The sequence below is a fragment of the Paraburkholderia fungorum genome (genome assembly GCF_902833645.1).
GTDB classification, from domain to species: Bacteria; Pseudomonadota; Gammaproteobacteria; order Burkholderiales; family Burkholderiaceae; genus Paraburkholderia; species Paraburkholderia fungorum.
The window spans coordinates 702,046-728,145 of the sequence record NZ_CADFGE010000003.1 but is presented as its reverse complement, the minus strand read 5'-3'; the positions used below and the strand labels follow the sequence as shown (position 1 = coordinate 728,145).

Below are 26,100 nucleotides of genomic sequence, written 5' to 3'. Positions count from 1 at the left end.
GGCAGTTCCAATTTCTTCCTCCGTAAACATCCTCTAGATCGCCGATTTCAAAGCGGTTAATGGGTAAAGATGCGCTTGCTGCTTCCACTGATGTCCCACGCAGTCTCCGCATGAGCTATGGGTAGCGGCGTGGGTTTGTGGGTAGGAATGGAGGGCAACATAGCGGCACAACAGTTGCATGGACTTAGCGCGCTGCGGGTCGCGAAAGAAGTGGTGTCAAGGCATTATGCGGATGGCGGTGGCCTCTACATGCAGATTACTGGCAGTGGCGCTCGCTCGTGGTTATCGGGCCCTGCGGAAGTGCGGACAGATCTTCCGGTGCACGGTGGTGGCCGGGACGGGCAGCGCGTGACCTCACGACTGATCTTGGAGATGCACCTGGGCCCGCGCCAAAATGACACTACGAATTGATCAGAATCCCACGGAGACGGGTGCGCTAATGCGCGGGGGCTATGTAGGCGGCCTCGAAACGAAATGTGCACTTCTGATCGGCATCTTGACCTTCGTACGCACCGGCGGCCGTCGACGAGCGGAGCGGGTCGGAGATCGATCTCGATCGCGCGGATTGGCGTATCCCGACTGCCAGGATGAAGAGGAACGCACAGCGTATCGTGCCACTTTCGAAGCAACTAGTCCTGGCATATGGCGTTCAAACGGCACGTATCAGGAGCCGATGAACGTGCCAGGTCGTATGGGACGAGGCTACGAACGCGCAGAGTCAGAAGGCGAAGAGGACAAGGGCATTTGTGCCACGGACTGAATTCGTTGCTGCGCTCTCTTGTGAAATTGACAGCCATAGGCGCATTCGCACGTTATGCGCCGAAGTATCGTACGTAAATACACTGCACGGACGTTACAGCATGCAGACTTGACTAAAGTCTACTGTCCGACGGTAGACGTGCTTGTTCAGCCAGGGCACGAACGTATATTCGTCGTATGCGTTGCTGCCCACATAAATCCAGTTGCTGAGAATGCTGGACATCATCATCTCCCACTTTTTTCGCCACTAACGGGCCTCGTATCGGCTTCGTGGCACAAGCCGCTCATGACGGCGTTCTGACACCTTTCGATGGCATGGCGCCGGGCCGCTATTCGATTGACCGCAATGCGTCGTTATCCAAAAGGTAGGAGCGCGCACTGCATCAATGCCCCGCTTCGCTCAAAGCGATTCGAAGCCGGTCCTCGTGACCGGCATTCGCGTCGTAGATGTGTGCGGATCAACCTTGGGTCACGACTACCGAAGTTGCAGGTATCCTGCCTGCCAAAAAATTGTACACAAAGACTAAGATAGGTAAGTTTACAAAATAAAACAAGGGAATCTGGATAGACCATCCATGTTTGTTTTCCGCCGCTGTAGGCGGGGTTCGGGTCGCCTGGACTGCTGCGTGTACAGGAACCGTGTTCCGCCGCTAACCATCGATTGGCAGGTTGTGCGCCACCTTTCAAAGGCAGGGAATTCCCTCTCTTTTTTCTTTTTTTTATTTTTGTATTATGACCTAACTTTGGTAGCATTTTCTAGGTAAGGCGCCGCGGAAAGCGTTTGAGACCAGGTCGCCGATTGACGATTCAGGAGTTCGGGCATGGATGAAGTCACGCGCAAGACGTTCGCAGAGGACGGCGCCATTCTGGTCAAAGGCCTGCTCAGCGAGCACCAGTTGGCCCGGTGCAGGCAGGTGTTCGACTGGGGCATGGAGAATCCCGGCCCGATGGCCTGCAGCCTGTTCGAAGGCACACGGCACAAGACGCACAACGACAACGCCAATCCCTTTGCGAAGGGCCGTCTGGACGAACTGGCCGGCGAACTGCCGTTCGGTCAATTGTTCGCCGACCTGTGGGGCTCCGCGAACGTCTGGTATTTCGCCGAGGAACTCTTCCTTAAGAGCGGCGGCACGAGCGGCCGTTCGCCGTGGCATCAGGACACGTCCTACCTGCCATGGGAAGGCATGCACTTCGGCAATGCCTGGATCAGCTTCGAGGCCGTTCCCAAACGCAATGCGCTCGAGGTCGTGCGGGGATCACATCGAGGCCCACGCCACGATGGCACAACCTTTCAAAATGCTGAAGATCCGACTGATCCTCTGCATGGCGGCGATGTCTGGCCACGTCTGCCGGATATCGAAGCTGAGCGCCGCGCCAACCCGGCTGCCTACGACATCATTTCATGGGCGACGGAGCCGGGCGACGTCCTGCTGCTGCATCCGGGCGTGCTGCACGGCGGCGGCGCGGTAGACAGCGCGTTTCCGGATCGCCACACGCTCGTGCTGCGCTTCTTCGGTGACGACGCGGTTTTCAGTCCGCTGCCGCAACCGAGCATCTCGGGCTTCACGCCGGCCGGTGTCCTGTTTGTCGAGGAACTGGCATCGCTGAAGAAGGGCGAGGCTTTTCGCGCACCGTGTTTCCGTCAACTCGTCTGAACGAAGGGGCACCTCCATGACAATGTCCATTACGCGGCAATCGATCGTCCCGCCTGCATTCCAGGCGTTCTATGACGCTTACCACTTTTCACCCGCGACCCGCGTGGGAGACACGATCTGGGTTTCCGGCCAGGTCGGCATCGGCCCGGATATGAAAGCCGGCGAGGGCATCGAGGCGCAGGCCCGGATCGCCTTCGAGTCTCTCAAGGCTGTGCTCCACTCGGCGGGCGCGAGCCTGACCGACGTGGTGGAGCTCACCACCTTCCACACGGACCTGCGCGGTGAAATCGAGGCTTTTTCGGCGGTCAAGGATGCGTACTTCCCGGCGCCTTATCCGTCGTGGACGGCGGTTGGCGTAACACAACTGGCGCTGCCCGAACTGTGCATCGAGATTCGGGCGGTGGCTGTGGCAGGGTGCGGCGAGGGCTGAGCGGTTCATCCCCAATGCGCCAAGGCTGAATCTAACAATACGTACTACGAATCAGTATTGAATCGGAAGGAGAGTCATGATGAGAAAGCACACCATCGGAGCCTTGTCGGCCATCGCGGCTGCCTTGTTGCTCGTGGCCGGGTCGGCCGTAGCCGATGACCTCACGCCGTCAGGCGCCGAGCGCGCAGCCAGCAAGGACGGTCTTGTGCCGGCTTTTGCCGGCCGGGAAACTACGCCTGCTGGCTGGGAATGGGGTAAGGTCCGCAGCGCCTTCTGGAAGCACAAGAACGAGAAACCGCTGTACACGATTGATGCGTCGAACGTCGACAAATACGCCGACAAGCTGTCGCCGGGGCAGATCCAGCTCCTCAAGCAGTTGAAGGGCTACGGCATGGAAGTTTATCCGTCCCACCGCGAATGCCAGCTTCCGGAATTCGCTGAGGAGAATTCGACTGTGAATCTCACAACGGCGAAACTTGCTTCGAATGGCGAGACCGTCGCGGCTGCGACGCTGCCGGGCGTGGTGTTCCCGCAGCCGAAGAATGGTGCCGAGGCGATCCTCAACTACGAGACGCGCTATCGCGGCGAGGGTATCGAGTGGGCGCCGGTTGTCACGACCATTTCGCCGCGTCCGGGCAGCAGCGACTGGATCGACGCGGTCGGTCCCCAGGCGTTCTACTTTCCCGCAGGCAAGGAAGGCAAGACTTCTCCGCAGGACGTCGACCAGTTCAACCTGGGCGCCTACTTCTCGGTCGATTCTCCCGCAGCGCTGGCCGGGCAGGCCTTCGTGCAACGCCAGTACTTCGACAAGGATTCGGAAACCTACTATTACTTCCCCGGACAGCGCCGCGTGAGGCGTATGCCGGCTTACACGCACGATGCGCCGCTGATCGGTTTCGAAAACCAGTACCTGATCGACGAAGCCAACATGTTCAACGGCTCCATCGACCGCTTCAACTGGAAGCTCGTGGGGAAGAAGGAAATGATCGTGCCGTATGACGATTTCGGCGTGTACGCCTTCAAGGACAAACTGCGCGACGTCGCCACGCCCAATGGCATCGCATCTGACCATCGTCGCTACGAAGTGCACCGCGTCTGGGTGGTCGAGGCGACGCTCAAGCCCACGGCGCGCCATGTTGCGTCGAAGAAGGTCTTCTATCTGGACGAGGACAGCTGGCTTGCGCTTGTCGGTGAAGACTATGACGCGCAGGGCAAGCTCTGGAAGGTGCGGGAGAGCTATCCGATTCCGGTGTGGGAGCTTGGCGGCGCCTGCGATAACGAGCCGATGGCGCAGTACGACCTGAACAATGGACGCTACGTGTTCGACGCCTCCTCGATCGGCCAGGGCAAGGACGTTCGCTGGTACCAGCAGATCAACGACCCGCGCTTCAAGACGGACTTCTACTCGGCCGAATCCCTGCGCTCCGTGAGCGAGCGCTGAAATCCGGCGAAGGGTCAGGCGGCCGGCGCGCGGCGGTGACGCGTGACGGCATGAAGAGTAACGGCAGGGGAGATCCATGAAAACGAAGATTATCGGAAGATATGTTGCGCTGTCGCTGGCCATGTTCGGCACGGCCGCAACGAGTGCATACGGCTACGAGTTTGCGACGGGAATCAACGACCTGACGGGTTCGTGGGTGACGAACCTTACAGCGGGCGCGGGTATCCGCACCAAAAACCCAAGCTGCTCGCTCACCGGCGACCCGAATTCATTCGGCTGTGGCGCGGCGGCCAACACCAATCAATGGGGCGTGGGCGACGACGGCGACCTGAATTACCGTAAAGGTCAGCCCTTCAGCACCTACATCAGTGCGACGAGCGAACTGCTCTTCAAGATGCCCAGCGAGGGACTCAAGTTCATGATTCGCGGCACGGGCATGTATGACTTCCTCGCCGGCGACACGAACCGCACGCCGCTGTCGAGCACCGCCGCGGCACAGGTGGTCTACAACGCACAGCTGCTCGACCTGTGGGGCGAGAAGGACTTCACGATCAACGGGCAGAGCGCGCACGTGCGGCTCGGCAATCAGGTGATCAACTGGGGCGAGAGCATGTTCGCGCAGGGTGGCATCAACGCCACCAACTCGCTCGACGTACAGAAGCTGCTGGTTCCCGGCTCGCAACTGAAGCAGGCGCTGCTGCCCGCGCCGATGATCAGCTTTGCTGCCGATCTTTCTCATGGATTCAGTACTGAGGATTACTACCAGTTTACGTGGAATGGCAACCGCTATCCGCCGGTGGGCTCGTTCTGGTCCGTGTCGAACAGCCTGGGCCGCGGCACCGATCCGTATACGGTGAGCACTACCAATCTGAACGTGGCCGGTCCCAGCGCGGGCACGATCGCGGGGCCCAACAGCGGCAACCGGAATGTGCTCGGCGGCATCAATTCCGGCCTCGTCAACGGCGCCTACGCGGGGCCGCCCTGGAACGACATCGGCCTGCCGGTCAACTGGCAGGCGCCGTCGAAGTACCACCCGCAGTTCGGCATGAAGTTCAATTATTCGCCGCGCTCCTTCGATGCGAACTTCGCGCTCTATTACGAGAACTACACCGACAAGTCGCCGGTGCTCTCGTCGCTGGCCAATGGAACGCTGGGCTGGTCGTATCTGCAGAATCGTCAGCTCTTTGGCGCGAGCGCGAATTTTGGGATCGGCAACTGGGCGATCGGCACCGAGCTTTCGTACCGGCCGCATGATGCCGTGGCGCTCTCGAGTTGCTATGGCGCGGGCGGCCCGCTCGACCTGAACACCAACGGCGTGAGCGGCGTGAATTGCCAGCAATGGGCAGACATGAAGAAGCTCCAGTACGACATCAACGGGCTGCTGGCGCTCACGCGCAGCGAGTACCCGTTCCTCAAGCTGCTCGGCGCCGACGAGGCAACGCTGACCTGGGAGCTCACCTGGATCTACTATCCCGGTCTTAGCTCGCAAGGCGTCACGCGCACGGTCGACGGCCAGCAGGTCACGCAGGTGCCACAGGCGGGCTACCTGCCGTGGCTGAACAACAACTCGGGGCTGGGCTACCCGATCGGCATGGCGCAAGGCACTTCGAGTTCGGTAGGCGCGACGATCGACTTCAACTGGACCTATGACGGCACGTTGATACACGGCTGGCAGGTCACGCCGGGGCTGACGTTTGCCGACGGACTTTACGGCTATACCCCGACGCTTACCGCGAACTACCTGCAGGGCGCGAAGTCGCTGAATCTCTACGTGCTGTTCAACCAGAACCCGACCGTATGGCAGGCGGGTATCAATTACACGCTGTTCTGGGGCGGCCACAACACCGTAGGCAACCCCTACGCGGACCGCAACTTCGTTGGCATGTTCGTTACCCGGAACTTCTGATCGTCGAAGCGCCGGTGGGTGGTCTGATGCCGCTTGTTGCGGAAGCCGCCGAAACACTTGAAGGGAAAATGCCGTGTTAAATCGTCTGGTCAAAACACTGGAAAGGGCGTTCTTCGCTCACCGCATGGCCGTGCTCGTGAGCATTGGCCTGTTTACTGCCGTTATGGCGTTTTTTGCCGTGCAGCTGCGCATGGATGCGGGCTTCGAGAAGCAGATGCCGATCGGCCACGAGTACATCCAGACCTTCCAGAAATACCGTTCCGACCTGCTCGGTGCGAACCGGATCACCGTGGTCGTGCGTGCGCGCAAAGGCTCGATCTGGACGAAGGAGGGGCTCACGCGGCTGTACAAGGTAACCCAGGCTGTCACATATCTGCCGAACGTGGACCGCATTGGCGTGCAGTCGCTCTGGACGCCGAACGCCTACGTCAACGAGATCACCGACGAGGGCTTCCGTGCCGAGCCGATCATCTCCGGAACGATCACGCCCGACCAGCTTACGCCGGACGCGGTCTCGCAGATCCGCCGCGCGACCACGCTGGGCGGCTATGTCGGCACGCTCGTTTCGCACAACGAAGACAGCGCCATGATCACGGCCGAGCTCAACGAGCGCGACCGTAACGGCAAGCTTCTCGATTATGTGGCGTTCAATCATCTGCTCGAAGCGCAGATTCGCAAGCCTTTCGAAGACGCAGGCTATGAAATCCAGATCATCGGCTTTGCCAAGCAGATTGGCGATATTGCCGATGGCGCGACGGGCGTGCTCGGCTTCTGCGGCATTGCCCTGATGCTCACGGCGCTCGCAGTCTACTGGTACTGCCACTCGGTGCGCTTCACGTTGCTGCTGATTTCATGCTCGCTGACATCCCTCGTCTGGCAGTTCGGTACGCTGAAGCTGCTGGGCTTCGGACTGGATCCGCTGGCGGTTCTGGTGCCGTTCCTGGTCTTCGCGATTGGCGTCTCGCATGGCGTGCAGCAGGTCAACTTCATCGTGCGCGAGATTGCACATGGCAACAGATCCTTCGATGCTGCGCGTCACAGCTTCAGCGGTCTGCTGATACCTGGCGTGCTGGCGCTGGTCACCGCATTCGTTTCATTCATCACGCTATTGCTAATTCCGATTCCGATGGTGCGCGAGCTCGCTATCACGGCGTCGCTCGGCGTGGCCTACAAGATCGTGACGAATCTCGTGCTGTTGCCCGTGGCGGCTTCTTGCTTCAACTTCACGAAGTCCTATGCCGATAGCGCGCTCAAGCGCAGCGAGCGGCGTTCTGCGTGGTTGCGCGGGCTTGCACGCATCGCCCAGCCGCGTTATGCAGGCGTGACCGTTGCGTTGACGCTCGTGGTATTCGCACTGGCCGCCTGGCAAAGCCGCGACCGCGTGATCGGCACGTTGCAGCCGGGCGCGCCTGAACTGCGCGCGGACGCACGTTTCAACCGTGACGCCACGTCGATCGCGGGCAGCTATGACATCGGCCTTGACTGGCTCACCGTCGCGATCGAGTCGACTGGCAAGGCGTGTGACAACCCGGCGGTCGGCCTCTACGAGGACGCTCTCACAAGCGCGATGCGCACCGAGCCGGGCGTGGTGTCGGCGCAGTCGTACTCGGCGCTGCTGCGCCGCTATAACCAGGGGTACAACGAGGACTACCCGAAGATGAATGTCGTGCCGATCGATCCGGAGAACTATGGAGCGGTGTCCGTGGACGCGGGCCGGGTCAAGGGCTTCATGAAGGCGGATTGCAGCATGACGGCGGTGCATCTGTTCCTCACGGACCACAAGGCCACGACGATCAGCCGGATTCTCGACGACGTGAAGGCATACCGGGCTTCACATCCGTTCCCTGGCATTACGGTGCGTCTCGCAGCGGGCAATGCGGGCGTGCTTGCTGCAACCAACGAGGAAGTCGCAGCGAGCGAACTGCCGATGATGCTCAATGTCTACGCGGCGATCCTGATCCTGGTGTTCCTCGCCTACCGCGACTGGCGCGCGATGTTCGCGTGCTGCCTGCCGCTAACGGTGGCGACCTTCATCGGCTACTGGTTCATGAAGGAACTGCAGATCGGACTGACCGTGGCGACGCTGCCGGTAATGGTGCTCGCCGTGGGCATTGGCGTGGATTACGCGTTCTATATCTACAACCGGCTGCAGGTGCATCTCGCGGGCGGTCAGAACATCGTGAAGGCGGTGCAGCACGCGATGCTGGAAGTGGGTGTGGCCACGATCTTCACCGCGATCACACTGGCGATCGGCGTGGCCACGTGGAGCTTCTCGGCGCTGAAATTCCAGGCCGACATGGGCAAGCTGCTGGCGTTCATGTTCCTCGTGAACCTGCTGATGGCGATGACAGCGTTGCCCGCACTGGCCTCGGTGCTCGAGCGCTGGTTCCCGCGCCGCAAACCGGCGCGAGCGCCCGGACTATTCAGCCACTGAACATGGGAGACATAGTCATGATCAAGATGCTTGTTGCGTGCGCGACGCTGTGTGCGAGTGCGGCAGTCTGGGCCACCCCGCCGGGCACCGTAGCTGACTGGGCGGCAAAGTCCGCCCACGCGTGGGCGGAACCGGCTCACATGATGTTGCTGGACGCCGCGCGTGCGGGAAAGCGCATCGTCGCGGTGGGCGAGCACGGTGTCGTCATCATTTCCGATGATGAGGGAAAGACGTGGCGTCAGGCGCACGAGGTTCCGGTTTCGGCCACGCTTTCGGCAGTGACTTTCACGGATGCGCAGCACGGCTGGGCAGTTGGCCAGTGGGGCGCGATTCTGGCGACGAGCGACGGCGGCGAGACCTGGCAAAAGCAGCGCATGGACATTTCAGTGGATCAACCTCTTTTCTCGGTGCTCTTTTCCAATGCGCAGGACGGCATCGCGGTGGGCCTGTGGTCGCTGATGCTCTCAACGCATGACGGCGGCAAGACGTGGACGAAAGTGACTGTGCCGAAGCCACCGGGCAGCGGGAAGGCGGACCGCAACCTGTACCACATCTTTGCGGACCGCCAAGGTGCGCTCTACGTCGACTCGGAGCAGGGGATGGTGCTTAAGTCCACGGATGGCGGCGCGAACTGGAGCTATCAGGCAACGGGCGGGAAGGGCACGCTGTGGACCGGCGTGGCGCTTCCTGATGGGCGAATCGTCGTGGGGGGGCTGCTCGGCAGTCTGTATCAGAGCAGCGACGGCGGGGCGACGTGGACGGCGCTGAAATCCGGCACGAAGAGTTCGATTACCGATCTCGTGGTGGCGGGAAACGGACTGATGGGCGTCGGGCTCGATGGCCTCGTGTTCCGGCAACGCGAGGGCGGCATGTCGTTCGAGGTTCATCAGCGCGACGATCGGGCCACTCTCACTGCCGCACTGATCGACGGCGCCGGAACGCCGATGCTGTTCTCGCAGGACGGGGTGCTCACGTCCCGCTGAGAGATACCCCTCTCGGCCATCCTAAATCGTTCTCCTTATTAGTGTGAAGGAAAGGGGAGAAGTAATGAAACTGAATTGGGCATCAACAATGGATCGCAAACGCAAGCCGGATACACAGACGCGGCGACAGTTGCTACGCTTTACGGCGGCGGGTGCCGCGTCGCTCGCTGCCAGCGGCATGTCGCTGGCTCAGGCCGCCGTAACGAAGCCCGTGGACGGCGACGTCCTGGACGTTGTGATCATCGGCGCGGGTCTCGCGGGGTTGACGGCAGGCCGGGATCTCAAACTGGCCGGGTGCGATTCGTTCGTCGTGCTCGAGGCACGCAATCGCGTCGGCGGACGCACCTATAACCACGACCTCGGGCACGGCGTCATTTCCGAAGCCGGAGGGCAATGGATCGGTCCCGGTCAGACCGCGATTTTCGATCTGGCACGTGAACTCCAGATCGATACATTTCCTAGCTGGTACGCAGGCAAGACGGTTGTGATGGCGCAGGGCGCCACGGTGGCCCAGGATTTTCATGGCGGCACGGGGGGCGACGACACGATCGGCAACCGGCTTGCCGAACTGTCGCGCGGGGTGCCGTCCGGCGCGCCGTGGAAAGCACCGCATCTGGCGGAACTGGACAAGCTCTCGTATGGCGAGTGGCTCCTGCAACAGGGCGTGAAATACGAGGACGGCTACTTTCTGGCGTTGGCCGCGAAGCTGACCACGGGGGGCGCGCCGGCACAGCTGGGTTTGCTTCACTACTTATCGATGATCAATAGTGCGAGCTGCAACTACACGCAGCTCGAAGCGTTCAAGGGTGGCGCGCAGGAAACGCGCATCGTCGGCGGCTCGCAGTGTCTGAGCATCAAGATGGCCCAGCAGCTCGGCGACAAGGTCCGGTTGTCCTCGCCGGTGCGCAAGATCGCGGGCTGGGATCGCGACGTCGTCGAGGTGTACACCGATCTGGGCGTGGTGAGGGCGCGTCGCGCGATCGTCGCGATGAATCCGGCTCTGTGCAATCAGGTGGTGTTCGATCCGCCGCTGCCCGGCGGACGGGCGCAACTCCAGAAAAATTGGCCCACGAATGCCCCGATGCGCAAGACGGTCCACGTCTACGACAAGCCGTTCTGGCGCGACGCGGGCTACAGCGGAACGATCTTTCAGGTCGGTGGCCCGGTCTTCATGGCGTACGACAACTCGCCGCCCGACGCATCGCTCGGCGTAATCGCTTCATTCGTCGCGCCGGGAATGTTGCCGGACGATCCCGCGAAGGCCGAAAAGACGCTGTCGGCCACTTTTGCCCGGGCATTCGGCGAGCGCGCGCTGCGTCCATCGCAATTCCACGACTACGACTGGGGCAGGGTCGATCCATGGACCCTGCATTGCATCAATCCGATGCCGCCAGGCTTCTGGACCAGGTGGGGCAAGTATCTGCATCCCGAAGTCGGCCGCCTGATCTGGTCAGGGACCGAAACTGCCGATATTTGGGCGGGCGCGATGGATGGCGCCGTGCGTGCGGGCCATCGCGCAGCGCTGCAGGCACTGGCCGGTTTCACTCGACGCAGTGAGGTGGCGTGAATGAAACGGGCATGGATGGTAGGTGTGGTTGCCGTGCTGGCAGGCGTTGTGGGCATGGGCGCGCTCTACGGACGCGATTACCTCGACGGCATGCATTACGAAAAGGCGATGAACGAGATCGACAGGACGGGGGTGGCCGATGGCGGCCCCTGGCCGCAACCGCAGGAGACGTGTTTCTTTTGTCACGGCGCGCGCGGCCAGTCCGTCAACGCCTGGTATCCGGCGCTATCCGGGCAGCCGGAGGCTTATCTCATCGCGCAGTTGCATGCGTTTGCCGGTGGCCAGCGGCCCGACCCCTACATGGGGGCGATTGCGCGGGAGCTTACGGACGAGCAGATCAAGTCGCTGGCAGCCTATTTCGCGCGGCAGACGCCGGCGCAAAGCGAAGCGGTGCGCGCCGGGACGGCACTCGAAAAGCGCGGCATGGCACTTGTGGCAGCGAAAAGCTGCCAGGCCTGTCACGGGGCGTCGTTCATGGGCGCGGACCAGGTGCCGCGTCTCGCGGGCCAGGGCGAAGCCTATCTTGCGAAGCAGCTTGCTGCCTTCCAGACAGGTGAGCGTCATGATCCGAGCGGCGCAATGAATGGGATGGCGGCCACCCTGTCGGGCGAAGACATTCAGGCGGTGGCCGGCTATCTTGCGAGCCTGACGCCGGGCGGCATTAGCGCAGGCACGCAATAGTTGCCATGACATAACGAGCAGGCGCAGTGGAGAGGCAGGGTCATAGCCTGCCTTTTTCAGCTTCACAAATTATGCAATGATGACTAAGATTGGTATTGTGTTCTACAAATGACGAAGCAATCGTCGCAGTGTTGCCGCGATAGCCGGGCAAATGTCGCGGCTATCGAATCGAGCTTGCTCGAATCCACTTTCATTACTCACGTTTCAGGAGACAAACATGGCAAAGCACCCCGTCGTCGTATATGGAGCAAGCGGTTACACCGGCATGCTGATCATGGACTGGCTCATCGACCAGAATATCCCGTTCACCGCGGTCGCGCGCAATGCGAAGCGCACGCAGGACATGATGGCGCAGCGAGTCGTGCGCCTCGAATCGGCGAGCTATGAAATCATCGAGGCCGAGCACAATGTCGATGCGCTAGTGAATGCATTTCGTGGTGCAAAGGTCGTGTGTACCACGGTCGGGCCGTTCTTCGATTTCGGGCTGGTTGCGGTGGAGGCGGCACTCAAGGCAGGTTGTCATTACCTGGATACCACGGGCGAGCAACACTTCATCCGCCAGGCGCGCGACGAGTTTGGCGAGTTATACCGTCAGGCCGGGCTGTTGTTGTCGCCGTCGAACGCGTACATGTACACGTTCGCGGAAATCGCCGCTGAACTGGCACTCGAAACGCCAGGTGTCGATGCGCTCGAGACGGCGACCTTGACACGCGGTCCGCGCGGTGCCGGCGCCGGTGTGAGCGTGGGCTCCACAGCGACCATCTTCGGAGGCTATCGGCAGGAATCCTGCTATCTGTGGGAAAAGACGCTGGTGCCGCATGACAAGCACGCTTCGTTCAACGTCGCCTCCCCCGATTTCCTTCAACCCGTATTCGCGCTGCCGTGGGGCGGTACGTCGCTGCCGGTGTACTTCGAACGCGATCCGCGCGTGCGCAGCTGCATTTCCTGCGTGGGCTTCTACGACAACAACGCGATGCAGATGGTGCACGGGCTCGGTCAGAAGTGGGACGCGGAATACGCGCATCTGCCGCGTGAGCAGCAGGATGCGGTGCTTAAGCAGCTTGTCGATTCCGTGACACCGTCGATGCCGCCGCGCGAGCGCACATCGCTTCATCGCACTGTCGACTTCGCGATCGGCCGTGGTCAGCTTGCAGCGGTCCGGGCGACCCTGCACGGCATCACGCCGTACATTTCCACTGGAGCCATTCATGCCGCCGGTGTCGCCAAGCTTCTCGACGGTGACACCGCCAAGGTTGGGTTTGCGTCCGGCTCGAAGGCATTCGGGCATCGCTATCTGCTCGGGTTTCTCGAGCAGCGCGGGCTCGCACGCGCGACGGTCACGCAGCTCTAAGCGCCGCGAACGCGCAGTTTCGATACAGGTTCAGGACAGATTCAGGGAAACACGGAACATGGCAATCATTGACTTCTTTGACCGCGGTTGGCGCATCAACCCCACCGGCGTCGCCTACATCCAGGACGAGCGCAGCTATTCGTTCGAGGAGGTGCGCGCGCTGTCGTGCCGCATCGCGAACGGGCTGCTTGCAGCCGGCTTCGAGAAGGAAGCGAAGGCGGCAGTCTGGGCCGATAACGACGTCACGGCATGGACCTGCACGCTGGGGCTGTGGCGCGCCGGGGTGGTGTGGATTCCCGTGAACGGACGCAGTGCACCGCAAGAGAACCGGTACCTGCTCGATGCGTTCGATTGCGAAGCGTTGTTCTTCCATCAGGCGTTCGCACCGGCGATTGAAGCGCTGCGTCCGAGTCTCCCCAAAGTCAGGCTCTGGGTCTGTATCGATGCAGATCTGCCGTGGGCGCCGTCGCTCGAGACCTGGAGCGCGGCGCAGCCCGCGACCGAACCGCGCGTCGATTACGACATGGACGACATCGTGACGCTTTCCGGCACGGGCGGGACGACGGGCTTACCCAAGGGCGTGATGAACACGCATCGCGCGTTTCAAACGTACTTCGCGCAGTTCATGATGGCGTTTCCGTATGGCGTGGATCGTCCGGTGAATCTCGCCGCTGCGCCCATGACCCATACCGCGGGGATGCTCTCGCTGCCTTGCACCGCGCGCGGCGGTACGGTGGTCGTGCTGCCCAGGCCGGAACCGGCGCTGCTTCTCACGGCAATCGCGAAGCACCGGGTCACGGAGTTCTTCCTGCCGCCGACGGTGATCTATCGCCTGCTCGATATCCCTGGCATCGAAGACCAGGACTTCTCATCGCTCAAATGCTTCCTGTACGGCGCGGCGCCGATGTCGGTGGAGAAGCTCAAGCGCGCAATCGAGGTGTTCGGCCCAGTCATGGCAGGCGGCTATGGCCAGACGGAAGCACCAGCGTCCATTTCCTATCTCACGCCGGCCGAGCACTTCGAGGGCGGCGAGCTTGCACCGGACGGCCGGCTCTCGTCAGTCGGCAGGCCCAACCCGCTGATTCGCGTCGAGATCATGAACGATCGCGGCGAAATCCTGCCGCAGGGAGAGGCCGGCGAAATCTGCGTGCGCGGCGACCTTATGATGAAAGGCTACTACAAGGCGCCGGAGAAGACCGCCGAGGCGATCATCGACGGCTGGCTGCACACGGGTGACATCGGTCATCTGGACGCCGAAGGATATCTGCACATCACGGACCGCAAGAAAGACATGATCATCAGTGGGGGCTTCAACGTTTATCCGAGCGAGGTCGAGCAGGTGATCTGGGCGCACCCAGCGGTGCAGGATTGTGCGGTGATCGGTGTGCCCGACGAAAAGTGGGGCGAGGCCGTGAAGGCGGTGGTGGAGCTCAACGCGGGTCAGAGCGTCAGCGCCGAAGAGTTGGTGGCGTTGTGCAAGGAGAAGCTCGGCTCGGTCAAGGCGCCCAAGAGCGTGGACTTCATTGCAGCATTGCCGCGCAGCACGGCCGGCAAGGTGCTGAAAAAGGATCTGCGCGAGCAGTACTGGCAGGGTCAAACCCGCCGGATCTGAGTCAGCCACGTTGGGATAAAAACACCATGAGCGATATTTACGTCGTCGGCATTGCAATGACCGTGTTCGGCCGGCACTTCGAGCGCAGCATCGACGATCTGGCGGGGGAGGCGCTGCGCGGAGCATTGAGGGACGCCGGTTGCGATGCCGGGGCGATCGGCGCGGCTTTCTATGCCGGCATCACCAATGGGGCGCTGCAGGGCCAGTTGTCAATTCCGGGGCAAGTCGTATTCAGCAAGATCGGGATTGAAGGGATTCCCGTCCATAACGTCGAAAACGCCTGCGCATCGGGCAGCAGCGCGGTGCATCTGGCGATCCAGACGCTCAAATCCGGCGCCTGCGATGTAGCGCTTGCGCTCGGTGCAGAGAAGATGAATGTCCCTGACAAGGCGAAATCGTTCGCCCTGTTCGAGGCGGGCTGGGACGTGTCGCGCGTCGACGAGAACTTCGCCAGCCTGATGAAGCTCGGCGAAGGCATCGAGCCGCCGCCCGGATCGGAGTCCGACAGGCCATATAGCCGCTTCATGTCGGTCTATGCCGCGCTGTGCCGGTATCACATGAAGACCTACGGCACCACGCAGCGCCAGATTGCCGCGGTGTCATCGAAGAACCATCAGCATTCGGTGCATAACCCCTATTCGCAGTTTCGTCAGGCGTTCACGATCGACGAGGTCCTTGCGGCGCCGCCGATCACGTATCCGATCACGTTGCCCATGTGCGCGCCGGTTTCGGACGGTGCAGCGGCGGCGATTCTCTGTACCGAAGAGGGCTTGCAGCGCATCGGTGCCGACCGCAGCCGCTGCGTCCGGGTTGCAGCGAGTGTCGTGCGCAGTTTCACGCATCGGCGCGTCGACGAGCCGGAGAAGAACATTGGCCGCCTGGCGGCGCTGCAGGCCTACGAGCAGGCGAGCCTCGGCCCCGGCGATATGGATGTCGCCGAGGTGCACGACGCGTCGGCGATGGGCGAGATCATCCAGGCCGAAAATCTCCAACTGGTCCCGCCCGGTGGGGGCGGTCCCGCTGCCGAGCGCGGCGAGTTCACGCTCGGCGGGCGTATTCCCATCAATACATCCGGCGGACTCGAATCGAAGGGGCATCCGCTGGGGGCGACAGGAATCGGTCAGCTTTACGAACTGGTTACTCAATTGCGCGGAGAAGCGGGTGCGCGTCAGGTGCCGGGTGCGCGCCACGCGATTCAGGAAAACGGCGGTGGCTTTCAAGGCATCGAAGAGGCGGCGCTTGCTGTCCACATTCTGAGCAAGACTTGAGGGTGTGCCTATGAGCGGCTACTGCAGTCCAAGATGATCCGGAGCGGGCACGGGCGCTGCTGTGCGCCCCGCCGTGTGAATGGAATTCTAGCCAGGTGTAAGGTATAGTCATGTTTACCTAAGAAGCGGTTTGTGTGACCGCGCTGCCTCTCCTCGGCGAGGAGTCACCTCACTCAAGGCGGAAAGCGATGACAGTGCCAAAAGAGCCAGGCACCCGTAAGCGGCGCACTTCGGGCGCGGCACCTTCCACAGGAACCGCACCGGACGGCCTGCGGGCCCAGGGCGTACGTACCCGCAATGCAATTATTCGTGTGGCAAGGAAACTCTTGCTCGAGAATGGCCCCATGGACTTCTCGCTGCGTGCCGTCGCCCTGAAAGCGGGAATCAGTGTCAGCAACCTCCAGTACTACTTCCCGACGCGGCCTGCCGTCCTGCGGGCGGTCATGGCGCCTGTCATCGATGCTTATCTCGACGCGCTAAAACAGGCGCTCCAGAGCAACACTTCGCCACGCGCGACGATCGAGGCCATTCTCGATCTTGGGCTACAGGACGCCAAGGACTCGAAGAACATCCCGCTGTGGTGGCATTTCTTTTCGTTTGCGTCTACGGACCCCGAGTGCGGCCAGATGCGGGACGACTGGTATGACACCTTGACAAGCGAACTGGCCAAGCTCATTCGCGTTGTGAATCCGGAGCGTGGAGCAACCGAGAGTGCACATATTGCCGTGCTGCTCATTTCCATGGTTGACGGGATAACACTTCATCTAGGCACTGCGCGCAGCAAGCGATCGTACATGCGAGGGTTCGAGGCGATGTTCCTTGAGACCGCGCGTAACCTGGTATGGGGAAAGACCGTGGGCGTCGAGACGGCCTAGCAACCACGAAGCCGTGGCGGTGAAGAAAAAGAAGACGGGGGAATACCCTGTCTTTTTTTTTCGCATTATGTTTTGTATTGTTACCTATGTTTGGTATGTTGATCTATTCAAGGGGCGGCTGGGTTGCGGGGCAGTCCGGTCGACATCAGTCCAGGAGAGGAGGAGTACCGAAATGATTCGACTGCATAAGTTCGTAGGATTGCCGCTGGCAGGTTTGACGGGTTTCGAAACGCCGATGGGCGAGGAAGAACGCGCGATCCAGGACACGGTTCACCGCTTCGCACGCGACGTGCTGAAGCCCGTCGGCCGCGAACTGGACCGCATGACGCCGGAGGAAGTGATCGCGCCCGGTTCGCCATACTGGGTGGCCATGATGGAGAGTGCCAAGCTGGGCCTCGATCCGCAGCTGCTCGCGCAGCTTCCGCCGGACATGGCGGTGCGCACCGAATCGGTCATCGGCGAAGAGCTCGGCTGGGGCGATGCGGGTCTCGCCGTTTCACTCGGCGCCTCGATGATTCCGTCGATGATGGCGCGGTCGATCGACAATCAGGAGTTGATCGACATGTGCGCAGGCAAGATCGGTTGCTGGATGAACACGCAGCCGGACCGCGGTACGGATGCGGCGATCTTGTATCGGGACGAGTTGAGCGCCAATGGCAAGCAGCCGGTGGGAAACCTCACGGCCAAGGTAGGCGTCGACGAGATTGTCATCAACGGCCAGAGTTCGGCCTGGATATCGAACGGGTCAGTCGCGCAGGTCGCGCTCGCGTACATGGCTGCGGATTATGGTGACGGCTTTTATGGCACGGGAGAACGCGGTGCGTTCACGAACGGCATCGGCATGATCGTTCCACTCGATCTGCCGGGTATCTCGCGCGGCAAGCCACTCGACAAGATTGGCCAGCGCTCGCTGCCGCAGGGCGAGATCTACTTCGACAACGTGAAGGTGCCCAAGCGTTTCGCCATTGCGCAGCAGGACGATTATCTCGGCAATCTGGCCTCGACCTGGTCGTTCGCCGGCACACACATGTGCCAGGTGTTCGTTGGCGTGGCCCGAGCCGCGTTCGAGCTTGCGCTGGCGTATTGCCACGAGCGCAAGCAAGGCGGGGCGCTGTTGATCGACCACCAGATGACGCAACTGCGTGTGGGCGAGATGCTGCGCCGGCTGGAGATGGCGCGTGCGATTGCGCGGCGCAGCCTCGCATATTCACGTCTGTCCGCAAAGAGTCATCCGTACGCAACGGCCCAGGCCAAGGTCAGCGTGACGGAAGAAGCGATGAAGATCACGAATGAGGCATTCCAACTCTTCGGTGGCAACGGCACCACGCGCGAATTCCCGATCGAGAAGCTGTTCCGCGACGTGCGTTCCGCGCTGATCGAAGACGGCGAGAATTATCACCTCACGCTGCGTCTGGGTGTGCTGGCAGGGAAGCTCTATCAGAACGGCTGGACCAAGGAATAAGCGCGCCGTCGGCGCCGATGGCGTGGCGCCCTGGCTGCACGGCACCCGAATCTCGGTCAGAGATCGACTAGTGTGAGAGCGGTGTCGTCAAATTCGTTTATTTATAAGGACTACGACTCGAATAGTGTCGCCATATCGAGTTATACGGCCCTCTCGGTTGTGCTGATGCCAGGGCGGATGCCGGTCTGATCCTGATCACTTGAACGGACGTCAAAGTCTCTCCATGCCACGGCGCTCCGGTGCCCGGCCACGCGTCCGACGATGAAATGTCGCGAGGCAATTCTCGAAATACAGGGAATGCCATTTATTTTTTTCGCGCGGTAAATTGGTATCATGACCTATCTTTGGTTTTGTGTTCTACAAATGTGCCGCTGAAGTTGTGGACCCGGCGGTACCGGCCGAGGCGCGCAAATCATTCGGAGAAGCATTTCAGGACGTTCAGTGGTGCGGTGTAAAGACAGGATATTGCGCCTGGCACCTGAGCGCAGCGGTACCGGTGACCCGTTCGGAGCGGGAGCCTTCATCACGTAGACAGAGGCACTATGGCAAGAAAATCTTCCCCAGACGGCGCGGCTAACCCGCAGCGCAGGCAATGGCTCAAATATGCCGGCGCCTCGGCTGCCGTGGGCACGCTCGCCATGGGCACCCAACAGGCGTATGCCGCCGTCACCAAGCCCGTGCCAGGCGCGGACGGCATTCTCGATGTCGCCATCATAGGAGCGGGGCTGGCTGGACTGACCGCCGCGCGAGATCTGCGCCAGTCTGGCTGCGAGTCCTTTCTGGTGCTGGAAGCTCGGGATCGCGTGGGAGGGCGAACGTTCAACTACGACATCCCCGGCGGGTACGTTTCGGAAGTCGGCGGGCAATGGATCGGGCCCGGCCAGACCGCCATCGCGGATCTCGCCCGAGAACTGGGGGTCGGCACGTTTCCGACCTACTACGACGGAAGTACGGTCATGCTGGGCGGTGACGGCCGCGTGGCAATCGATCTGAAGGGCACCTTCGGCACCGACGACGCGATCGCGGCAAAGCTCAGCAGGCTCTCACGCGACGTGCCTTGTGGCGCACCGTGGACGTCCCCGAAGGCCGGCGAACTGGACAAACTTTCAGTTGGCGACTGGCTGGAAAAGCAGGGTATCAAGCCTGAAGACCAGGTTGCATGGCATGACAGCATCAGCCTTTCGGGCGGAGCCGCGCCAGCAAAGATGGGATTGCTGCACTTCCTTTCGATGATCAATTCCGCGGATTGCGACTACTCGCAACTCGACAGCATCAAGCATAGCGCCCAGGAAACACGTTTCATCGGCGGCTCGCAAATCCTCAGCATCAAGATGGCCCAGCAACTGGGCGACAAGGTGCGCATGTCCTCACCGGTTCGCCAGATTTCCGGATGGGATAGCGACGTCGTTACCCTGCGTACCGACCATGGAGAAGTGCGGGCACGGACCGTCGTCATGGCCATCCATCCGGCTTTGTGTCATCAGGTGCAGTTCGATCCGCCGTTGCCCGAAAAGCGCGCGGCGCTGCAGCGCGCGTGGCCCGCGCATTCCCCGGCGCGGAAGACGGCCATGGTGTATCGCCGCCCGTTCTGGCGCGACAAAGGCATGAACGGCAGCATTTTCCAGGCCAACGGCCCCATCCTGTGGGCCTTCGACAATTCCCCGCCCGCCGGGGAGATCGGGGTCATCAATGCGTTCATCAACAATGCGATGGTCCCGTCCGAGCGGGACGCGGCAATGGCCATGCAGAAGCAGCTCTACGCGCAGGCATTGGGCGACGAAGCACTGTCTCCCATCGCTTACCACGATCAGGACTGGGGCCGCGTCGATCGCTGGACCTTGACCTGCGTTTCCGCCATTCCGCCGGGCTTCTGGAGCGCTCACGGCGAGGCGCTGCGCCCCTCGTGCGGCAAACTGATCTGGTCGGGGACGGAGACGGCCAATATCTGGGCCGGCTATATGGATGGCGCGGTGCGCTCCGGCCATCAGGGCGCGCTTCAGGCGCTCAATGCCCTGCGCCGGACGTAGGAGGGTAACGATGAAGAGAACACTATTGATTGGCATTCCTCTGGTTATTGCCATCTTGCTGGCCATTTTCGGTTCCGATCTGCTGGGTCTTTATCGACTTCAGAGCTTTATCACGACGTCGGCAGCCGCCTACATTGCCGATGGCGGCCCCTGGCCGCACGTGGTGGATACCTGTGCCGCCTGCCACGGAGTCAAAGGCAATTCGCTCAATCAGGGGTATCCCAGTCTCGCGGGGCAGCCGGTGCCCTACCTGAAAACGCAGCTTCGCAATTTCGCTAGTGAGGCGCGACGCAATCCGAACATGGGGCCTCTCGCGATGACGATGAGCGATCCGCAGATCCAATCGCTGGCTGAATATTTCGCCAGTGTGACCCCGATCTCGAATCAGTACTTCAAGCCGGATGCGCAACTGCGCGAGAAGGGACAGCGTCTGGTGGCCGCGGGCAACTGTGCAGCCTGTCATGGCGCCCATTTGATGGGCCACGACCAGTTTCCGCGTTTGGCAGGGCAGGGATACGACTATCTAGTCGCGCAGTTCGACGAGTTCGCTTCCGGCACGCGCAGCGAACCCACTGGCGTTATGAAGAGCATTGCGACAGGGTTTTCGTCCGAAGACCGCGAGGCCATTGCCACCTATCTGGCAAGCCTTGACCCGAAGAAAAATTGACCAATCAGATGCAACCGGAGTTGGGAGTTTAGTCATGGACCTCAGATCTGCCGTTCTTGTTCTCTCCAGTGCCTTGCTGGCATTGAGCTCATTTTTCTACGGCTGGAAGTTTGTCAGGAAGAGAAACTATCTTCTCGGACTGGAGATGTGGATTGTTGGTATCTCCTCGACAAACGCCATCGGATTCTTTGTCACCGGGAACGCCGTTTCCTATGAAATATCGCACTTCTTCGACGCGTTTTCGCGTGGCTTCGGCATGCCGATCATCGCTGTCGCGGGTCTGATGGCGATTACGCACGGCTACACGCCGTCAGTTCGACAGGACGTCTCGGTATTCGTCGCCTCGTTTGCACTCACGTTCGTCCTCGTGGGAGCGGATTTCATCGCCCGGATTTTGCCTTACTACTATCTGACGATGTGGATCCTTCTGTCGATCTATCTCCTGTACTTCATCAAAAGGCTTCTGGAAATTGGTGAGATGCTCCGTGCGCTGTTCGCAGGGGTGGCTCTGGTTACTTCGCTCGGCATAGCGACGATTTACGATTTTTACAAAATACCGGGCGAAGAAACGAACGTGTTCTTCAACTTCTACACGCTTGCTTTGTGCTCGTGGGCCTATTTCATGCCGGCGATCTATTACGGCTACTGCGCTTTGGAGCGCGCGAAAAACGGCAGGGTGGTGCTGAACTCGCCCACGGCTTACGGCAACTGACTTGTCCTGGAGAGCAATGATGAATCAGACCTCGCGCAAGGTAATGCGCTTCACGGCCTGGAGCGCCATCATCGGCGGCCTTCTGGCGTATGCGAACGTTGGGCTGTCGGTCGCCGTGACCGGCTCGGACGCGGATATGGTATTGCACGGCGCATCGATGCTGGCCTTGCCACCCGACACCCGGGACCTGTTCCGCTGGTGCATGGTTGCCGATACGCTCGGGTTCTATCTGCCGTTCCTCGTCATCGGCGGATACTTTATGCACGTATTTCGTGAGGAACTGGGCGCGCTCGGCAACATGGTGGCGATGGCTGTCGTGTTGTACGTCATGGTGGGCGTGACCGGCGCCGTCATGCAGTTTGCGATCCTTCACCCACTGGCTCATCTTTACGCGGGCGGCGACGATGCCACAAGAAACGCAGCGGCAGCGGTATGGACGGCGATAGCCAATGCGACGCAAAACGGCCTCTGGTGGATCGAGGGCCCGCTCGTGCTCTTCTGGACGCCTATCGCCGCCAACGTGCTGAAGAACGCGGGCTGGAAGGGATCGATTCTGCTGAAGATCGTCGGTTGGGCTTTCGGGCTCTTCTTCCTGTTTGGCATTTTCCCGGATCTCGACGCGCTTTCGAATGCGAGCGAGATGGTCGTCGTGCTGGTTTTGCCGTTGTGGATGCTGTTGTTCGGCTGGCAGTTGCTGCGCCGTGCTCGAACGGTGCCGGCGCGCTTGCAAGGCACTGGCGCGGCCACCTGAGTCCATTCCCAAAGATATTTCAACACGGAACCGAATATGACTACCCTGATCGTGAGCTACCCGAGTGCTGAAGGCGGCAGTTTTGACCGAGAGTATTACCTTTCGACCCATGCGCCGCTTGTCCGCTCGGCGTGGAGCGGGTTCGGTCTGCGATCGGCGGAGGTCCTGTTTCCATCATCGGAGTCGCAACCATTCGCATGCGTGGCGATACTGCGTTTCAGCGATCAGATCGGAATCGATACGGCACTTTCATCCGCTAAAACCGCCGAGGTGATGGGGGACGTGAAGAACTTCACCAACATCACACCGACGATTTTCTGCTCGGGCGACTGACCGGTCGTGCGGCCGGTGTGACTTCGCCGTTGCCGCCACGCCCGCAATCGTTGCGATGCCCGATATCCATTTGAACAATCAATTTCAATTATGACATTACTGATTGGCATTCCTATGGAAGCTGCCACCGGCGAGCGGCGCGTAGCGACCGTGCCCGAGGTGGTCGAGAAATTGATCAAACTGGGGTTCCAGGCAGCCGTGCAAAGCGGTGCCGGCGCCGCCGCGAATTTTGACGACGACTCCTATCGTGCTGCCGGTGCTGAAGTCGTGGCATCGGCTGCCGAACTCTGGGCCCGCAGCGATATCGTTTTCAAGGTGCGCCCCCCGAGTAGCGAAGAAGTGGCCCTGATGCGCGAGGGCAGCGTGCTGATTGGTTTTGTGTGGCCGGCCCAGAACCCCGAACTGATGCAACAGTTGGCCGCCAAACAGGCCACCGTGCTGGCGATCGATTCGTTGCCGCGCACGCTATCGCGAGCGCAGAAGATGGACGCGCTGACGTCGATGGCTGGCATCAGCGGCTATCGCGCGGTGATCGAAGCCGCGCATGCGTTCGGCCGGTTCCTGGGCGGTCAGGTCACCGCCGCCGGCAAGGTGCTGCCCGCCAGGGTGTTCATCGCCGGAGCGGGTGTGGCGGGCCTCGCTGCAATTGGCACTGCGGCCAGCCTGGGAGCGATCGTGCGGGCCAACGACACGCGTGCCGAAGCGGCTGACCAGGTCAAGTCGCTGGGCGGCGAGTTCGTCAAAGTCGGCTACGACGAGGAGGGCTCGGGCGGGGGTGGCTACGCCAGGGTTATGAGCGAGGGCTTCCAGCAGGCGCAGCGCGCGATGTACGCCCAGCAGGCGAGAGAGGCGGACATCATCATCACTACGGCGCTGATTCCCGGCAAGCCGGCTCCGAAGCTCATCACTGCCGAAATGGTGCAGTCCATGAATCCGGGCAGCGTGATCGTGGACATGGCGGCCGAACAAGGCGGCAACTGCGAACTCACCGTGCCCGGCGAGGCCGTGGTGCGTCACGGCGTCACCATCATCGGGTATACGGATCTCGCGTCGCGTCTGGCGAGGCAGTCGTCCACGCTCTATGCGAACAACCTGCTGCGCGTCGTCGAGGAACTGTGCAAGAGCAAGGCTGGCACGATCCACGTCGATATGGACGACGACGCCATCCGCGGCCTGACGGTCATCAAGGACGGCGACATCACCTGGCCGCCACCGCCGGTCAAACAGCCGACCGGCGTGCCCAAACCCCAGCCGGCCGCTGCTGTCGCGACAACCGCACCGAAGAAGGGCCACGGCGCGGGCGCGCCGATGTCGGCCAGGTCACTGGCCATTGTGTTCGCCTTGGGGGCGCTGGCTTTCCTGGCGGTGGGGCTATACGCGCCAACAGCGTTCCTTTCGCACTTCACAGTGTTTGCGCTGACGTGCTTCGTCGGCTACATGGTGATCTGGAACGTCACGCCGTCGCTGCACACGCCTCTGATGAGCGTGACCAACGCGATCTCGTCGATTATTGCCATCGGTGCGCTCGTGCAAGTCGCGCCGCCGCTGGACAGGGCCATGGGCGACCGGCCATCCGGGCTGATCCTGGATCTTGCGGTGGGCGCGCTGACGCTCACGGCCGTCAATATGTTCGGCGGCTTCGCGGTCACGCGGCGCATGCTGGCCATGTTCCGTAAATGAGCAGACAAGCATGACTTCAAACCTGACTACCGTTTCCTATATCGGCGCTGCGATTCTCTTCATCCTCAGCCTCGGCGGTCTTGCCAATCCCGAAACCGCGCGCCGCGGCAACCTGCTCGGCATTACCGGCATGGCCGTTGCCGTGCTGGCCACCATACTCGGGCCCGGCGTTTCGACTGCGGGCATTCCGTATGTCGTCGGCGCGCTGGTCGTTGGCGGTGCTGTCGGCATGGTCGCTGCGAGAAAGGTACAGATGACGCAGATGCCCGAGCTGGTGGCTGTGATGCACAGCCTCGTCGGTCTGGCTGCCTGCCTGGTGGGATTTGCCAACTATGTCGACACCTCGTTCCAATTCGCAGGGTCGGAGAAGGCCATTCACGAAATGGAAATTTACATAGGCATCCTGATCGGATCGGTCACGTTCGCGGGTTCGATCATCGCGTTCGGCAAGCTCTCGGGCAAGCTCGGCGGCAAGCCGCTGCTGCTGCCGGCTCGGCATGGGCTCAACCTGGCTGCGCTGTTCGCGGTGATCGTGTCCGGTCACGCGTTTCTTCATGCGGACAGCATTCAGGATGGCATGACGCCGCTCGTCGTAATGACAGCGATCGCGCTGCTGTTCGGCGTGCACATGGTGATGGCCATCGGTGGGGCCGACATGCCTGTGGTCGTGTCGATGCTCAACAGTTATTCCGGCTGGGCGGCTGCAGCCACGGGCTTCATGCTCGGCAACGACCTGCTGATCGTGGTAGGTGCGCTGGTGGGCTCGTCGGGAGCGATTCTCTCGTACATCATGTGCCGTGCGATGAACCGTAACTTCATCAGCGTAATCGCGGGTGGATTCGGTACCGCCAGCGGCGCGCCCGCTGCGGTAGGCGGCGCGCAGCCGGCCGGCGAGGTGGTGGCGGTGAGTTCAGCCGAAACCGCCGAACTGTTGCGCGACGCGAAGCGTGTGATTATCGTTCCCGGCTACAGCATGGCCGTGGCGCAGGCCCAGCACACGGTGCGCGAACTCACCAGGCTGCTGCGCGAGAAGGGCGTTGATGTGCGCTTCGCGATTCACCCGGTGGCCGGCCGCATGCCGGGCCATATGAACGTGCTGCTGGCCGAAGCGAAGGTGCCCTACAACATCGTGCTGGAGATGGACGAAATCAACGCCGATTTTCCAGAGGCGGATGTTTCGATGGTCATCGGCGCGAACGATATTGTGAACCCGGCGGCGCAGGAGGATCCGGCGAGTCCTATCGCCGGCATGCCGGTGCTGGAGGTCTGGAAGGCGAAGACGTCGATTGTGATGAAGCGCAGCATGGCTTCCGGATATGCCGGCGTCGACAACCCGCTTTTCTACAGGGACAACAACCGCATGTTGTTCGGCGACGCGAAGGCGATGTTGAGCGAGATCTTTGGAGCGCTGAAAGCCTGAACACTGCGATGTGGCCGACAGCGAAAGCTACTTCTCAAACCATGGGTTTTTGTTATCACGGTGTGCCTTATCGGCACGCCCATTCC

20 protein-coding genes are annotated in these 26,100 nt (G+C 61.3%); all 20 read left to right on the top strand.

What is annotated here, in order from left to right; translation table 11 throughout:
* Positions 1-1,580: 1,580 nt before the first annotated feature.
* The 20 genes from HWX91_RS14350 (at position 1,581) to HWX91_RS14255 (ending at position 26,014) form a co-directional block, all read left to right on the top strand.
* The gene (locus tag HWX91_RS14350; protein ID WP_028194355.1) at positions 1,581-2,414 is read left to right on the top strand and encodes a phytanoyl-CoA dioxygenase family protein; all 834 of its coding nucleotides are present in this window, start codon (positions 1,581-1,583) and stop codon (positions 2,412-2,414) included.
* 16 nt (positions 2,415-2,430) lie between these two features.
* The gene (locus tag HWX91_RS14345) at positions 2,431-2,844 is read left to right on the top strand and encodes a RidA family protein (protein ID WP_028194354.1); all 414 of its coding nucleotides are present in this window, start codon (positions 2,431-2,433) and stop codon (positions 2,842-2,844) included.
* A gap of 76 nt (positions 2,845-2,920) precedes the next feature.
* The gene (locus tag HWX91_RS14340) at positions 2,921-4,285 is read left to right on the top strand and encodes a DUF1329 domain-containing protein (protein WP_028194353.1); all 1,365 of its coding nucleotides are present in this window, start codon (positions 2,921-2,923) and stop codon (positions 4,283-4,285) included.
* 76 nt (positions 4,286-4,361) lie between these two features.
* Positions 4,362-6,191: a DUF1302 domain-containing protein gene (locus HWX91_RS14335; protein ID WP_028194352.1), complete on the top strand. Its 1,830-nt coding sequence runs from the start codon at positions 4,362-4,364 to the stop codon at positions 6,189-6,191.
* A gap of 73 nt (positions 6,192-6,264) precedes the next feature.
* Entirely contained in the window at positions 6,265-8,625 is a 2,361-nt protein-coding gene (locus HWX91_RS14330; RefSeq protein ID WP_028194351.1) for an efflux RND transporter permease subunit, read from the top strand.
* A 17-nt stretch (positions 8,626-8,642) separates the two neighbouring features.
* Positions 8,643-9,608 (top strand): WD40/YVTN/BNR-like repeat-containing protein, encoded by a 966-nt coding sequence (locus HWX91_RS14325; RefSeq protein ID WP_028194350.1) that lies wholly within the window; start codon positions 8,643-8,645, stop codon positions 9,606-9,608.
* Positions 9,609-9,696: 88 nt separating this feature from the next.
* Complete coding sequence (locus HWX91_RS14320) at positions 9,697-11,175, top strand: flavin monoamine oxidase family protein (RefSeq protein ID WP_028194349.1); 1,479 nt, start codon at positions 9,697-9,699, stop codon at positions 11,173-11,175.
* Positions 11,176-11,856: a c-type cytochrome gene (locus HWX91_RS14315; RefSeq protein ID WP_028194348.1), complete on the top strand. Its 681-nt coding sequence runs from the start codon at positions 11,176-11,178 to the stop codon at positions 11,854-11,856.
* Between the two features lie 217 nt (positions 11,857-12,073).
* Complete coding sequence (locus HWX91_RS14310; RefSeq protein ID WP_028194347.1) at positions 12,074-13,207, top strand: saccharopine dehydrogenase family protein; 1,134 nt, start codon at positions 12,074-12,076, stop codon at positions 13,205-13,207.
* Positions 13,208-13,265: 58 nt separating this feature from the next.
* Complete coding sequence (locus HWX91_RS14305; RefSeq protein ID WP_028194346.1) at positions 13,266-14,819, top strand: AMP-binding protein; 1,554 nt, start codon at positions 13,266-13,268, stop codon at positions 14,817-14,819.
* A gap of 26 nt (positions 14,820-14,845) precedes the next feature.
* Complete coding sequence (locus HWX91_RS14300) at positions 14,846-16,087, top strand: thiolase family protein (RefSeq protein WP_028194345.1); 1,242 nt, start codon at positions 14,846-14,848, stop codon at positions 16,085-16,087.
* 188 nt (positions 16,088-16,275) lie between these two features.
* A complete protein-coding gene (locus tag HWX91_RS14295) occupies positions 16,276-16,962 on the top strand; it encodes a TetR/AcrR family transcriptional regulator (protein ID WP_028194344.1) in 687 nt (228 codons plus the stop codon).
* A gap of 172 nt (positions 16,963-17,134) precedes the next feature.
* Positions 17,135-18,424, top strand: coding sequence for an acyl-CoA dehydrogenase family protein (locus HWX91_RS14290; RefSeq protein WP_028194343.1), 1,290 nt, complete (start codon positions 17,135-17,137; stop codon positions 18,422-18,424).
* A 542-nt stretch (positions 18,425-18,966) separates the two neighbouring features.
* Entirely contained in the window at positions 18,967-20,451 is a 1,485-nt protein-coding gene (locus tag HWX91_RS14285; protein WP_028194342.1) for a flavin monoamine oxidase family protein, read from the top strand.
* Between the two features lie 10 nt (positions 20,452-20,461).
* Positions 20,462-21,118, top strand: a complete 657-nt coding sequence (locus HWX91_RS14280; RefSeq protein WP_028194341.1) for a c-type cytochrome — start codon at positions 20,462-20,464, stop codon at positions 21,116-21,118.
* Between the two features lie 34 nt (positions 21,119-21,152).
* Complete coding sequence (locus HWX91_RS14275; RefSeq protein WP_028194340.1) at positions 21,153-21,830, top strand: hypothetical protein; 678 nt, start codon at positions 21,153-21,155, stop codon at positions 21,828-21,830.
* 16 nt (positions 21,831-21,846) lie between these two features.
* Positions 21,847-22,581: a hypothetical protein gene (locus tag HWX91_RS14270; protein ID WP_028194339.1), complete on the top strand. Its 735-nt coding sequence runs from the start codon at positions 21,847-21,849 to the stop codon at positions 22,579-22,581.
* A 36-nt stretch (positions 22,582-22,617) separates the two neighbouring features.
* Complete coding sequence (locus HWX91_RS14265) at positions 22,618-22,914, top strand: EthD family reductase (RefSeq protein ID WP_028194338.1); 297 nt, start codon at positions 22,618-22,620, stop codon at positions 22,912-22,914.
* Positions 22,915-23,004: 90 nt separating this feature from the next.
* Positions 23,005-24,594, top strand: coding sequence for a Re/Si-specific NAD(P)(+) transhydrogenase subunit alpha (locus HWX91_RS14260; protein WP_028194337.1), 1,590 nt, complete (start codon positions 23,005-23,007; stop codon positions 24,592-24,594).
* A 10-nt stretch (positions 24,595-24,604) separates the two neighbouring features.
* Entirely contained in the window at positions 24,605-26,014 is a 1,410-nt protein-coding gene (locus HWX91_RS14255; RefSeq protein ID WP_028194336.1) for an NAD(P)(+) transhydrogenase (Re/Si-specific) subunit beta, read from the top strand.
* Positions 26,015-26,100: the final 86 nt, after the last annotated feature.

Coding starts and splice junctions, on each gene's coding strand:
- HWX91_RS14320 (WP_028194349.1), top strand. CDS start 9,697: ATGGATCGCAAACGCAAGCCGGATACACAGACGCGGCGACAGTTGCTA.
- HWX91_RS14270 (WP_028194339.1), top strand. CDS start 21,847: ATGATGAATCAGACCTCGCGCAAGGTAATGCGCTTCACGGCCTGGAGC.
- HWX91_RS14345 (WP_028194354.1), top strand. CDS start 2,431: ATGACAATGTCCATTACGCGGCAATCGATCGTCCCGCCTGCATTCCAG.
- HWX91_RS14305 (WP_028194346.1), top strand. CDS start 13,266: ATGGCAATCATTGACTTCTTTGACCGCGGTTGGCGCATCAACCCCACC.
- HWX91_RS14295 (WP_028194344.1), top strand. CDS start 16,276: ATGACAGTGCCAAAAGAGCCAGGCACCCGTAAGCGGCGCACTTCGGGC.
- HWX91_RS14325 (WP_028194350.1), top strand. CDS start 8,643: ATGATCAAGATGCTTGTTGCGTGCGCGACGCTGTGTGCGAGTGCGGCA.
- HWX91_RS14310 (WP_028194347.1), top strand. CDS start 12,074: ATGGCAAAGCACCCCGTCGTCGTATATGGAGCAAGCGGTTACACCGGC.
- HWX91_RS14285 (WP_028194342.1), top strand. CDS start 18,967: ATGGCAAGAAAATCTTCCCCAGACGGCGCGGCTAACCCGCAGCGCAGG.
- HWX91_RS14275 (WP_028194340.1), top strand. CDS start 21,153: ATGGACCTCAGATCTGCCGTTCTTGTTCTCTCCAGTGCCTTGCTGGCA.
- HWX91_RS14265 (WP_028194338.1), top strand. CDS start 22,618: ATGACTACCCTGATCGTGAGCTACCCGAGTGCTGAAGGCGGCAGTTTT.
- HWX91_RS14280 (WP_028194341.1), top strand. CDS start 20,462: ATGAAGAGAACACTATTGATTGGCATTCCTCTGGTTATTGCCATCTTG.
- HWX91_RS14340 (WP_028194353.1), top strand. CDS start 2,921: ATGATGAGAAAGCACACCATCGGAGCCTTGTCGGCCATCGCGGCTGCC.
- HWX91_RS14315 (WP_028194348.1), top strand. CDS start 11,176: ATGAAACGGGCATGGATGGTAGGTGTGGTTGCCGTGCTGGCAGGCGTT.
- HWX91_RS14335 (WP_028194352.1), top strand. CDS start 4,362: ATGAAAACGAAGATTATCGGAAGATATGTTGCGCTGTCGCTGGCCATG.
- HWX91_RS14300 (WP_028194345.1), top strand. CDS start 14,846: ATGAGCGATATTTACGTCGTCGGCATTGCAATGACCGTGTTCGGCCGG.
- HWX91_RS14290 (WP_028194343.1), top strand. CDS start 17,135: ATGATTCGACTGCATAAGTTCGTAGGATTGCCGCTGGCAGGTTTGACG.
- HWX91_RS14260 (WP_028194337.1), top strand. CDS start 23,005: ATGACATTACTGATTGGCATTCCTATGGAAGCTGCCACCGGCGAGCGG.
- HWX91_RS14350 (WP_028194355.1), top strand. CDS start 1,581: ATGGATGAAGTCACGCGCAAGACGTTCGCAGAGGACGGCGCCATTCTG.
- HWX91_RS14255 (WP_028194336.1), top strand. CDS start 24,605: ATGACTTCAAACCTGACTACCGTTTCCTATATCGGCGCTGCGATTCTC.